Here is a 12,418-nt window from a genome sequence, read left to right as displayed (position 1 = left end):
TAGTTTTATGTCGTTTCTCGCTTGATCAGAATCGGCGGAATAATTTTGTGAACCGGCTCAGAAGACAGAGCCGGTTTTCTTTTATGTCGTTCTGTAATCTGCTCATGCAGGATTTCCATAGCGGATGCGGCAATTCTGTCAATCTGCTGTCCGACAGTACTGATGGGAACAATAGCTTCCCTGGAAACAGGAGAATCATCAAAACCTATGATCTTGTAGTCATCTGGAAACTGTCCATACTTTTGAATCAGATGATTGAGCATTATGTTGGCAAATGTATCGTTTGGAAGAAAAATTCCCTTTGTTTTGCCCTGATATTTAGAATCAATTGTTTCCAGCAAATCTTTGAGAATCTGAGAGCTTGCCTCATAACTGCTTCCGGTAGCTGTAAGAATAAGCTCATGTGGAATCTGATATTCCTCGCAGATATCAGAGAAGCCTTTTATACGGCCATAGGATGGAATCTGTGGAGATAATTCGGCATTGATATGGATCAGGACATCTGCTCCTGTCTTGGCAAGAAGGCTGGTTGCCTGCACCGCACCCATATAGTTGTCAGTATTGACACTGCTTACAAACTGATCTTCACGCTCGATCGTCACAATTGGAAGATTGTAGGAAGCGAGTTCTCTGGAAGGAATGGTATGACTTAAAATAATCATTCCTTCTATCTTATAAGACAGAAGTTCTTGAATATATTTTCGTTCAGTTGTTTCATGGTCATCACCGGTAAAAACAAGAAATTTGTAGCCATATGTATCATAAGTTTTCAGTATCTGGTTTAACATTTCAGAATAGTAATGTAAATAGAGGTTTGGGATGACGATCCCGATAAATTCCGTTTTGCCGTTTGCCAGGATCCGGGCTACTTTGTTCTCCTGATAGTTCAGTTTATCAAGTGCGTCCGAGATAATCTGCTGATTTTCCAGTGTCAGATAATCTGGGTTGTTGAAATATCTGGAAATGGTTGTTTTGGAGAAACCTGTATATTTGGCAATATCGCTGAAGGTTATATTTTTTTTGCCCATATTAGTGTCCTTTCGATAAAGTCTGTAATATAGATGTTATCAGTATAACAGAAAAAGAAAAACAGAACAAGGATAACCAGTAACAGAAGTGGTTAAGTAACCGGTTTCACACGAGTTCTACAAAATGGAAATATAAAAATTGTTAAAATTAATGAAAAACAATAGGATACTTGACGAATAAATGAGTGTATGATATTATTATCTTATGAAGTAACCGGTTACTTTACCGGTTGCTAAGAACGGAGAGATAGAAAAGGAGGAGAACATGAAAAAAACAAAACTGATTCTTCTTGCCGGCCTGGCAATGGCAGTCAGTCTGACGGGATGTCAGAAAAAAGAAGTGAAGCCTGGCGATGTGGCAGGTTATGATGAAGGAGAGCAGTATCTTTCAATCTGGGTACATAGTATTGAAGACACTCCGGAAGGACAGGTGTACAGAGAATCTGTAGACAGTTTTAACGAGAAATATAATGGCAAATATTTTGCAGATATTGAATTTATTCCGAGAAATGACAGCGGCGGCGGCTATTCGGATAAGGTAAATTCATCGGTGCTCTCAGGAGGCCTTCCGGATGTTCTTACACTGGACGGACCGAATGTTGCTGCATATGCAGAGAACGGTATCATCCAGCCTCTGGCAGACCTGACAGAGGAGGAGAGGGGCGAGTATCTGGAATCCATTCTGGAGCAGGGAACTTATGATGACAAGCTCTATGCACTTGGAGTCATGGAATCCAGTGTAGGCCTTTATTACAATAAAGATATTCTTGAGGAGGCCGGGATTGAAGTGCCGGATGCCGACCATCCATGGACAAGAACGGAATTTATGGATATTCTGGCAAAACTGAAGCCAATAATGGATGAGAAGAAGGGATATCCGATTGATATGACTTTCCCGGTAGGTGAAGCAAGTATTTATTATTATGCACCATTTATCTGGGCAAATGGCGGCAATCTGGTAAGTGATGATGGAATGACTGTAGATGGATATTTTAATTCAGAGAAAAACGTTGAGGTTATGAATTATTTCCATCAGATTGTAGAGAACAAATATATGTCAGAAGCTCCGGTCGAAAAGCTTTTTGAAAGCGGAAGAGCAGCCTTCAAATTTGATGGTGCATGGGAAGTCAATACCATATATGAGAACTATCCGGATATAAATCTTGGAGTTGCACCTTATGTGGTTGGTGATGACTGGGATGGTGAGAGATATACACCGACAGGATCCTGGGCATTTGCGGCTTCTTCTGCGACAGATAATATTGAAGGAGCAACAGAGTTGGTCAAATGGATGAGTGGTGTGGAAAGTGGTGTCAGAATCTGGAATGAAGCAAAATCACTCCCATCAACATATAAGGCATTTGATCAGATCGATATATTCCAGACAGACGAAAATTACAAAGCACTGTACGAGCAGCTGAGTAAATACGGACACCCAAGACCAAAAACTCCTGTATATCCACAGGTAAGTACATCCTTCCAGCAGGCACTTGAAAGTGTCGGACTTGGCGGCAAGGATGCACAGACAGAACTGGATAAATCTGTAGAAAGGATTAACGCGAAACTGGAACGTTATACGAGAGAATAATGAAGAAAAAAGAATCAATCTTAGGAATGGCTTTCTTTGGCCCGGCACTGGTACTTCTTATACTGTTTTTATTTCTGCCGATGGTGTTGACACTGGTGTTCAGTTTTACCGATTACTTTGCACTGAATCCGGATATGACACATTTTGTAGGCCTGGAAAACTACATAAATATTTTTAAAGACGAATTATTTGTAAAATCATTTTTTAACACGGTAAAATTTGTAATTATCATCGTTCCCTGCCAGTGCATCGGAGCACTTGTTCTGGCACTTGCAATCAACAAAGTTACGCATTGCAAGAAATATTTTAAAGTAGCATTTTTTATCCCTGTTGTCATGTCTCTGGCGGTTGTATCCACACTCTGGATGGATATTTACAGCCCTGAGGGAATCCTGAATACAATGCTTGCACACCTTGGAATCAGTGCACAGCCTTTTATCCACAGTGCAAAGCAGGCACTTCCGTCCATCGCAGTTATGAGTGTATGGCAGGGTGTCGGATATCAGATGATTATCTTCCTTGGCGGACTTCAGAATATCAATCCGGCACTTTATGAGGCAGCAGAGATGGATCATGCAAGTGGATGGCAGAAATTTAAAGACATCACACTTCCGGAACTGAAACCTCTTTGCGTTTTCGTATTTATCACAGTTACAATCGGAGCATTTCGTATGTTAGTACAGCCGATGGTAATGACCGGCGGTGGTCCGGACCATTCAACCTACACTTTGGTATATGATATTTATGAAACTGGTACAATGAACTGGGAGATGGGACTTGCATCTACCATGGCAATTGTCTTTACAGTCTTTGTTGTTGTACTGACTATCATACAGAATGTACTGACTAAGGGAAAGGAGGAGAAAAAACATGTTAACAAAAAAGCAAAAAACATTTAACTGGGTTCTGGCAGTTTTTCTTCTGCTGCTCTCCATATTCTTCCTGTTTCCGGTAATCTGGATGCTTGCAAACTCTTTTAAACCGGATGCAGCGATCACAGCGGATATGAATTCTGTGGCAGCATTTATTCCGCCTGCTTTAAACGGAAATTATTTTGAAAACTATATTACGATTCTTACGGACACCAATTTCCTCCGTTATATGCTTAATACTTTAGGATATGCGGCACTTTTGATCGTACTCGGCGTGATCGTCAACGGGCTTGCCGGTTATGCACTGGCAAAGATTAATTTTCCATTTCGTGACCAGTGGCTTCTGATTATTATGATGCTTCTGATCGTACCAACAGAAACAGTTATCACGATTCACTTTCTGATCATTGCAAAAGCAGGTCTTCTGAATACAGTTATCGGATATGTACTTCCAATGATTGTGAATCCATTTAATATTTTCCTTTTCCGTCAGGTGTTTGTAAGCCTTCCGGATGACGTTTACGAGGCAGCTCAGCTTGATTTCTGCAGCCCGGTAAAATACTTCTTCACAATGGTGCTGCCGATGTCAAAGACAGTTGTTGCAACAGTAAGTGTTTTTACATTCCTCGGAGTATGGAATGATTATCTCTGGCCGTCACTTGTATTCACATCCAGTGATCTTCTGACCGCACAGATCGGTCTGAACTCAATCACATCCAATGACAATACAACAATGGGTCAGACACTTGCAGTGATCACCCTGATCACAATTCCTGTTATTATCATTTATGCACTGTTCTCAAAACAGATTGTAGAAGGTGTAACTTCAACCGGTTCCAAGGAGGGTTAATGAATTATGAGTTTTATAGAATTTAAACATATCGGAAAAAAATATGCAGGAGCAGATAAGAACTCCGTAAGTGATTTCAACCTGGAAATCAATGAAAAAGAATTTATTGCATTTGTCGGACCATCTGGATGTGGAAAATCAACAACACTTCGTATGGTAGCCGGATTTGAGGAGATTACAGAAGGTGATCTGTATATTGATGGAAAAAAAGTAAACGAAACTGCTCCGAGAGACCGAGGTATTGCAATGGTATTCCAGAACTACGCACTGTACCCGCATATGACAGTAGAGAAAAATATCGGATATGGTCTGAAGAATATGAAAATGCCGGCAGATCAGATCAAGAAAAAAGTAGACTGGGCGATTGATATTCTGGGACTGCAGGAATTTCGTTACAGAAAACCGAAGAATCTTTCCGGTGGACAGAGACAGAGGGTTGCACTTGGTCGTGCCATCGTAAAAAATCAGAAAGTATTCCTGATGGATGAGCCTCTTTCCAACCTGGATGCGAAACTCCGTGTCAGTATGAGAACAGAGATCAGCAGACTTCATCGTGAGATGGGAGCAACTACAATTTATGTTACACATGATCAGGTTGAGGCAATGACAATGGCAGATCGTATCGTCATCATGAAAGAGGGCGTGATCCAGCAGGTTGGAAAACCAATGGAGCTTTATGATCATCCGGTAAATAAATTTGTAGCTGGATTTATCGGATCTCCGCAGATGAACTTCTTTGACGTGACAGTAAAAGGAAAGGAAGTTACATTTAAGGACGGAAATAAACTTACACTTCCGGAAGCTATCATCAATAAACTGAACGGCAGAGAAGGTGAAATGACACTTGGAATCCGTGGTGAGGATCTCAAGATGGATGCACAGAATCTGGAATTATATAAAGAAAATAAAATGAGAGCTGTGATCACAGATACGGAAGTTATGGGAAATGAAAATAACCTGTATTTCCAGTTTGGAGGCTGCCAGGCAGTTGCGAGAGTTTCAAAGTATGAGATCAGCCAGGTCGGAGATGAAATTGAGTTTGTATTTATGCCGTCCAAAATTCATTTCTTTGATAAGGAAACTGAGGTAAATTATTTATAGGAGTGACAGTAATGGAAGAAATCAGGATATTTTTGGGTACGATTGAGAGAGTCAAAAATTTTGTGAATGAAGTGAGTCATCTGGAATGCGATGTGGATATTGTTTCTGGAAGATATGTGATCGATGCAAAATCTATCATGGGAATTTTCAGTACAGATCTGTCCAAACCGGTCAATGTAAGAATTCATGCACAGGGAGCCGAAGCAGAAAAAGCTCTGCAGATAATTCGTAAATATACTGAAGAATAGGAAAGAGAATGTGATAATGCAGAAAATATATGTAAAACCAAAAGACTGCTGGATGAATGACCCGAATGGTTTTATTTATTTCAAAGGTCTGTATCATTTGTTCTATCAGTGCTTTCCTTATGCACCGCAGTGGGGAAGAATGCACTGGGGTCATGTTGTCAGCAAAGATCTTGTAAGCTGGGAAGATCAGGGAATAGCGCTGTATCCAAGTAAAACAGATGACAGAAGTGGGTGTTTTTCTGGAACAGCTGTTGAAAATGATGGGAAGATGCAGCTGTATTTTACCGGAGTAAATTATCTGGTTGAAAATCCTGAGAATATCAATCACTGTGTAGATGAGCAGTTTGTATCCGCACAGCTGATGATCACTTCTGAGAATGGATTTGATTTTGATAACATTGGGGATAAGAAAACAGTTCTTCCGGTCATCCATGATGCAAAAACCGGTGATGCGAGACATACCCGAGATCCGAAGGTCTGGAAAAATGGCGACAGATGGTATATGATGCTTGGAAGTACGATAGGTGACAGACAGGGAAGACTTCTGTTTTTTACCAGCGATGACGGAGAAAAGTGGAATTTTAAAAATTCTGTCAGCAAAGAGAATTTCGGCTGGATGTGGGAATGCCCGGATTACTTTGAAGTGGACGGAAAACAGATAGTAATCTTTTCACCAATGGGATTTCTGAAAGACGGAAAAGCAGATGATGCACAGGCGGTCTGTATGCAGGTGAAATTTGATGAGAAAACATGTCAGATGGAACTTCCGGATGAGTACCAGCTTATGGACTATGGAATGGATCTTTATGCACCACAGAGCACCCTCGATGAGGAGGGAAGAAGAATCCTGACTGCGTGGCTTCGCATGCCGGAGCCGGTGGATGGGAAATGGCAGGGAATGATGTGTATTCCAAGAGTTGTAGAAGCGAAAGAGAATCACATTTATTTTCGTATCCATCCGAATATTCAGGCAGCATATACAAGAGAAATCTCCGCACCGTATGAAGCAGATGAAAGCGGATATCGTGTAAGATTTTCACTGGAAGATGGTGAAAAGGTAAACATTGGCGGATACATTATTTACAGAGAAGGCAGCAGGATTTGTACTGACAGAAGCAGCCTCTACAGAAAATTTACGAATCACAGAGTACAATTTACAACACCTGAATTAAAAGAAGGATTTGAGCTTGAAGTATATGTAAACCCGAACCTGATTGAAGTCTTTGTAAATGACGGTGAAGCGGTAATTTCCAATACCGTGTATGATCTGGGCAAAGAAATAGAGACAGATGTAAAAATGAGAATAGAAACTCTGGAAAAATAAAGAACTCCGGTCACGAAGAAATTTGTGACCGGAGTAACTGTTTACAGGTAATATTCCGCAATTTTGACTATAACAAAGACTTTCATGTCACGAATCTGATATTTTCAGCTTGTATTTTGTATATTCAAAATATGATATAGGGTATAGTGTAAGAAAAATCAGGCGAAGAATAGCTGGAACAGGAGATGAGAGATATGAGATATGGATATTTTGATGAAGCAAAAAAGGAATATGTGATCACACGTCCGGATACACCGGCACCGTGGGTAAACTATCTTGGCTCACCAGAGTATGGGGCAATCGTTTCAAATAATGCAGGAGGATACAGTTTTGCAAAATCCGGAGCAAATGGAAGAATCCTGAGATATATTTTCAATCAGTTTGATCAGCCGGGACGGTATATTTACCTTCGCGATAATGAAAGTAAAGATTACTGGTCTGCATCCTGGCAGCCGGTAGGCAAAGATCTGGAGACGTACAAAAGTGAATGTCATCATGGAACAGCATACACAAAAATGATGGCAGATTACAGTGAAATTCACTCAGAAGTAAGATATTATGTGCCGCTGGAGCGGTCTTATGAAGTATGGAGTCTGGCAGTAACAAATTATTCTGAGAAAAAACGTGAACTTACAGTAACGGGATATGCGGAATTTACCAACAACAGTAACTATGAACAGGATCAGGTAAATCTTCAGTATTCTCAGTATATCACACAGACGGTTTTCAGAGGGAACCGTGTACGTCAGATGATCCACGCAAACCTGGATCGTCTGGAAGAAGGTGAAAACATTGATAACAAAAATGTATTCAACAGATTCTTCGGACTGGCAGGAGCTGACGTGAATTCCTGGTGCGGAGACAAAGAAAGCTTTCTTGGAAGATATCACGGATATAACAATCCAGAGGGCGTGATCACGGGAAAACTCAGCAATAAGGGAAATTATAATGAGAATAGCTGTGGAGCACTTTCAACAGTTTTAAGCCTTGCTCCGGGGGAAACAAAAGAAATCACTTTTCTTGTTGGAATGAAAGGTGATGCAGAAGCGGGCGAGATCGTGGAGCATTACAAAAACTGCCAGGATGTATGTAAAAGAGAACTGGAAGAACTGATCGAATACTGGCATGGTCAGCTTTCTCACTTCCAGATCAGAACCCCAAGTCCGGAATTTAATACCATGATCAATACATGGAATGCATACAACTGTTTTATGACCTTTATCTGGTCACGGGCAGCTTCTTTTACCTATTGTGGACTCCGCAATGGATATGGATATCGCGATACAGTTCAGGATATTCAGGGAGTGATTCATCTGGCACCGGAGATGGCGGTGGAAAAAATCCGATTCATGCTTTCAGCACAGGTGGATAACGGCGGTGGACTTCCGCTTGTAAAATTCACACATAACCCGGGACATGAAGATACTCCGGACGATGCTTCCTATGTACAGGAAACAGGACATCCGGCTTATCGTGCAGATGATGCACTGTGGCTTTTCCCTACAGTCTATAAATATGTTTCAGAAACAGGCAATGTGGCATTCATGGATGAAGTGATTCCGTTTGCAAACAAAGGTGAGGCAACCGTATATGAACATCTGAAACGTGCAATTGCATTTTCTGAAAACCATCTTGGAAAACATGGAATGCCGGCAGGTCTTTATGCAGACTGGAATGACTGTCTCAGACTTGGAAAAGATGGAGAGTCAACTTTTGTAGCACTGCAGTATTATTATGCAATGACGATCCTCAGAGAATTTGCAGACTACAAAGAGGATAAAGAATATATTGAATATCTTAACGAAAGTCAGAAGAAACTTGGAAAACTGATCCAGGATCTCTGCTGGAATGAAGACCGCTTTATCCGTGGATTTACAGAAGATGGAGCTGTGATTGGAAAGCGCACAGATCCGGAAGCGAACATGTGGCTGAATCCGCAGAGCTGGGCGGTGATCAGTGGTCTTGCAGACGATGCACAGGCAGATCTTGCACTGGATATGGTTTATAAGAGACTGAATACGGAATATGGAGCAATCCTGATGGATCCTCCATATCATGCTCATGCATTCGAGGGTGCACTGGCTGTGATCTATAATGCGGGAACCAAGGAAAATGCAGGGATTTTCTCACAGTCACAGGGCTGGATCATTCTTGCAGAAGCTCTGAGAGGACATGGAGAGAGAGCTTTTGGCTACTTTATGGAAAATGCGCCTGCGGCACAGAATGACAGGGCAGAGATCCGAAGGCTGGAACCATACTGCTATGGACAGTTTACAGAGGGAAAAGCAAGCCCGAATTTCGGACGCTCTCATGTACATTGGCTGACAGGAACAGCATCTACCGTTATGGTAGGGTGTGTAGAAGGTATTCTTGGTATGCGTCCTGACTTTGGCGGACTGCGAATTGCACCATCTGTTCCGAAAGAATGGGATAAATTTGAAATTGATAAAGATTTCCGCGGATGTAAACTTCATATTACAGTCCATAATCCGGGACATGTGGAATCTGGTTTCAAGAAGATGATCGTCAATGGAGAAGAACTGGGAGAAAATTATATTCCTCAGGAAAAGCTTACAGAGATTACAGAAGTAGAACTGTTCATGTCATAAAAAGGAGACAGCATGAAATATATAAAATTTCAGGATAAAAAAGGAACGTTTACCATTCAGAGTCCGGAAAACTACAGTGGTCTGTATTTTCCGCTGGCGGGTGATGGAGGACTGAAATCCAGTATCACTCCGAACCTTGGAGGAGACAGCAAGACAGATCAGAACCATTTTCTTTTGGAACCGGTAAGTATTGAAAATCTTCACAATAATCGCAGTACCAGAAATTTCTGGTGTCGTATAGAAGGTAAGGGATGCTGGTCTGCAACGGGAATTTCAGCAGAGCAGGAATTACAGAAATTTACAGAAGCTCAGGATAAAAGCATTCTGGAAGCCGGTTTTATGTGGCAGAAAGTGACCAGAACTTCTGCAAAATATGGTCTTCAGTCAGAAATCACTTCTTTTGTTGATGTGGACGGAGCAGCAGAGATTGAACTGGTCAGAATAAAAAATATATCTGAAGAAGTGACAAAAATAACTCCGATCGCTGCAATACCACTTTATGGAAGAAGCGCGGACAATATTCGAGATCATCGTCATGTGACATCGCTTCTTCACAGAATCAATACAACAGAATATGGTGTGGAAGTCACACCGGTTCTGTCTTTTGATGAAAGAGGTCATCAGAAGAATCATACCACCTATTTTGTATATGGATATTCAGAAAAAGGCGATGCGCCGGAGGCGTTTTATCCTACTGTGCAGGAGTTTATAGGAGAGGGCGGTACTTATCTGAATCCAGAAGCAGTAAGAAAGAACAAGCCAGGCAGAATGGCAGGAAGCAGAGCTGAGGGAAAAGAGGCAATGGGAGGCATCCGCTTTGCGGATGTTGAGCTAAAGCCGCAGGAAACAGCAGGTTTTATCATACTGGCAGGACTGACAGAGAAGAAAGAGAGTATTGCCAAAACTGTCGTAAAATACAGAACAGAAGAGCAGGTGGAGAACGTTCTTGAAGAGGTGAAATCCTACTGGCAGAAAAAAGTAAATGTATCTTATGAAACCGGTGATGCAGATGCTGATAACTATATGAAATGGATCAGCTTTCAGCCGGTACTGCGAAGAATCTATGGCTGTTCTTTTCTCCCATACCACGACTATGGAAAAGGCGGACGGGGCTGGAGAGATCTCTGGCAGGACTGTCTTGCACTCCTGATCATGAATCCGGCTGTAGTGCGTCAGATGATTGTTGCCAACTATGGCGGTGTCCGCATTGACGGAACAAATGCCACGATTATTGGAAATAAACAGGGAGAATTTATCGCGGACAGAAATAATATTGCCCGTGTCTGGATGGATCATGCATTCTGGCCGTTTGGAACGACGAAGCTGTATATCGACCAGACCGGCGATATGGATATTCTGTTTGAAAAAGTTCCATATTTCAAAGATCTTCAGTCAGGAAGAGGAACAACACACGATGAAGAATGGAATACAGCTTACGGAAAACAGCAGAAAGTAGAGAGCGGAGATATTTATTTCGGAACAATTCTGGAGCATATTCTTCTGCAGAATTTAACTGCTTTTTATGATGTAGGTGAGCATAATGAAATGAAACTCCATGGAGCCGACTGGAACGATGCCATGGATATGGCGTGGGACAATGGTGAGAGTGTGGCGTTTACCTGTGCCTATGCAGGAAATATGAATAACATTGCAGACTGCCTGGAAAACCTGGAACGCATAAGCGGAATTAACCGGGTTGAGATTGCCAGTGAAATGGAATGTCTGTTTTCCTGTGGAAGAGATCTATATGAGAATGCAGACAAAAAAAGAAAACTGCTGGGTTCTTACACCAAAAAGTGTGCACATAACATCAGCGGCGACACAGTGATTGTCAGAATTGATGAGATAGTCAGAAATCTGCGTGAAAAAGCAGAATGGATGATGGAAAATATCCGAAAGAATGAATGGATCACAGATGGTGGAGACGGATGGTTCAATGGTTATTATGATGACCACAAGAATCCGGTAGAGTGCTGCGAAAAAGATCGTGTACGCATGATGCTGACCAGCCAGGTATTCGCAATCATGAGCGGAACTGCAACAAAAGAGCAGACTGCCGCGATCAGCAGAAGTGCAGATAAATATCTGTTCGATGAGAAAGCAGGCGGTTATCGACTGAATACAAATTTCAGAGAAGAGAAATTTGATCTCGGCAGAATGTTCGGCTTTGCCTATGGTGAAAAAGAAAACGGAGCTGTTTTCTCTCACATGGCAGTCATGTATGCAAATGCTCTGTACAGTCAGGGATTTGTAAAAGAAGGATATAAAGTGCTCAATACACTTCTTCATGCGGCAATGAACTTTGAAAGCAGCTATATGTATCCAGGACTTCCTGAATATTTTGACAGTGATGGAAGAGGGCTGTATGCATATCTTACCGGTGCAGCAAGCTGGTATATGCTGACCATGATCACAGAAGCTTTTGGAGTAAGAGGAGAGATTGGCAATCTTGTGATCGCACCAGCACTTATGGCAGAACAGTTTGATAAAGAAGGAAATGCATCACTCTATCTGGAATTTGCAGGAAAGAAATTTGAGGTTTGCATTTCCAATCCAGACAAAAAGGAGTATGGAGAATATCAGATCGTTCAGGCGTACTGTGACGAAAAAGAAATAGAAAAAAGAGCAGACGGAAGTGCCTGTATGAAAAAAGAGACGATTGAACAGTTGTCTTCAGATGAGACACATAATATTACTATAGTATTACAATAAAAACAACCCGACATTATGTAGTAAAATGACATAATGCCGGGTTGTTTTCTGCTTTTCTCAGTGCCGGGGAGAGACAGAGGCATGTC

The 12,418-nt window shown here is 41.6% G+C and carries 9 protein-coding genes; 8 read left to right on the top strand and 1 reads right to left on the bottom strand.

Annotation, left to right across the window (positions count from 1 at the left end):
* Positions 1–5 precede the first annotated feature (5 nt).
* Positions 6–1,028 carry a LacI family DNA-binding transcriptional regulator gene (locus GT674_RS13340; protein WP_161286153.1) on the bottom strand — a complete coding sequence of 341 codons (1,023 nt, stop codon included), beginning with the start codon at positions 1,026–1,028 and terminating at the stop codon, positions 6–8.
* Positions 1,029–1,293: 265 nt separating this feature from the next.
* Between GT674_RS13340 and GT674_RS13335 the strand changes: the two genes are divergently transcribed.
* The 8 genes from GT674_RS13335 to GT674_RS13300 all read left to right on the top strand — a co-directional run bounded on the left by GT674_RS13335 (position 1,294) and on the right by GT674_RS13300 (position 12,332).
* Positions 1,294–2,616: an ABC transporter substrate-binding protein gene (locus GT674_RS13335; protein ID WP_161286152.1), complete on the top strand. Its 1,323-nt coding sequence runs from the start codon at positions 1,294–1,296 to the stop codon at positions 2,614–2,616.
* Positions 2,616–3,515, top strand: coding sequence for a carbohydrate ABC transporter permease (locus GT674_RS13330; protein ID WP_118252041.1), 900 nt, complete (start codon positions 2,616–2,618; stop codon positions 3,513–3,515). Before GT674_RS13335 ends, GT674_RS13330 begins: the two co-directional genes overlap by 1 nt.
* Positions 3,487–4,338, top strand: a complete 852-nt coding sequence (locus GT674_RS13325) for a carbohydrate ABC transporter permease (protein ID WP_022215743.1) — start codon at positions 3,487–3,489, stop codon at positions 4,336–4,338. The genes GT674_RS13330 and GT674_RS13325 overlap by 29 nt, the downstream gene beginning before the upstream one ends.
* A 6-nt stretch (positions 4,339–4,344) precedes the next feature.
* Complete coding sequence (locus tag GT674_RS13320; RefSeq protein ID WP_022215744.1) at positions 4,345–5,439, top strand: ABC transporter ATP-binding protein; 1,095 nt, start codon at positions 4,345–4,347, stop codon at positions 5,437–5,439.
* A gap of 11 nt (positions 5,440–5,450) precedes the next feature.
* Positions 5,451–5,687, top strand: coding sequence for an HPr family phosphocarrier protein (locus GT674_RS13315; RefSeq protein ID WP_161286151.1), 237 nt, complete (start codon positions 5,451–5,453; stop codon positions 5,685–5,687).
* Positions 5,688–5,703: 16 nt separating this feature from the next.
* Positions 5,704–7,011: a glycoside hydrolase family 32 protein gene (locus tag GT674_RS13310; RefSeq protein ID WP_161286150.1), complete on the top strand. Its 1,308-nt coding sequence runs from the start codon at positions 5,704–5,706 to the stop codon at positions 7,009–7,011.
* Between the two features lie 194 nt (positions 7,012–7,205).
* A complete protein-coding gene (locus GT674_RS13305) occupies positions 7,206–9,620 on the top strand; it encodes a GH36-type glycosyl hydrolase domain-containing protein (protein WP_161286149.1) in 2,415 nt (804 codons plus the stop codon).
* Positions 9,621–9,632: 12 nt separating this feature from the next.
* Positions 9,633–12,332: a GH36-type glycosyl hydrolase domain-containing protein gene (locus GT674_RS13300; RefSeq protein ID WP_161286148.1), complete on the top strand. Its 2,700-nt coding sequence runs from the start codon at positions 9,633–9,635 to the stop codon at positions 12,330–12,332.
* The last annotated feature ends 86 nt before the right edge of the window (positions 12,333–12,418 follow it).

This window comes from Blautia sp. BIOML-A1 (assembly GCF_009883055.1).
Taxonomy (GTDB): Bacteria; Bacillota; Clostridia; order Lachnospirales; family Lachnospiraceae; genus Blautia_A.
This window is presented reverse-complemented; position numbering and strand designations above follow the sequence as displayed.

Coding starts and splice junctions, on each gene's coding strand:
- GT674_RS13340 (WP_161286153.1), bottom strand. CDS start 1,028: ATGGGCAAAAAAAATATAACCTTCAGCGATATTGCCAAATATACAGGT.
- GT674_RS13305 (WP_161286149.1), top strand. CDS start 7,206: ATGAGATATGGATATTTTGATGAAGCAAAAAAGGAATATGTGATCACA.
- GT674_RS13315 (WP_161286151.1), top strand. CDS start 5,451: ATGGAAGAAATCAGGATATTTTTGGGTACGATTGAGAGAGTCAAAAAT.
- GT674_RS13335 (WP_161286152.1), top strand. CDS start 1,294: ATGAAAAAAACAAAACTGATTCTTCTTGCCGGCCTGGCAATGGCAGTC.
- GT674_RS13300 (WP_161286148.1), top strand. CDS start 9,633: ATGAAATATATAAAATTTCAGGATAAAAAAGGAACGTTTACCATTCAG.
- GT674_RS13325 (WP_022215743.1), top strand. CDS start 3,487: ATGTTAACAAAAAAGCAAAAAACATTTAACTGGGTTCTGGCAGTTTTT.
- GT674_RS13320 (WP_022215744.1), top strand. CDS start 4,345: ATGAGTTTTATAGAATTTAAACATATCGGAAAAAAATATGCAGGAGCA.
- GT674_RS13330 (WP_118252041.1), top strand. CDS start 2,616: ATGAAGAAAAAAGAATCAATCTTAGGAATGGCTTTCTTTGGCCCGGCA.
- GT674_RS13310 (WP_161286150.1), top strand. CDS start 5,704: ATGCAGAAAATATATGTAAAACCAAAAGACTGCTGGATGAATGACCCG.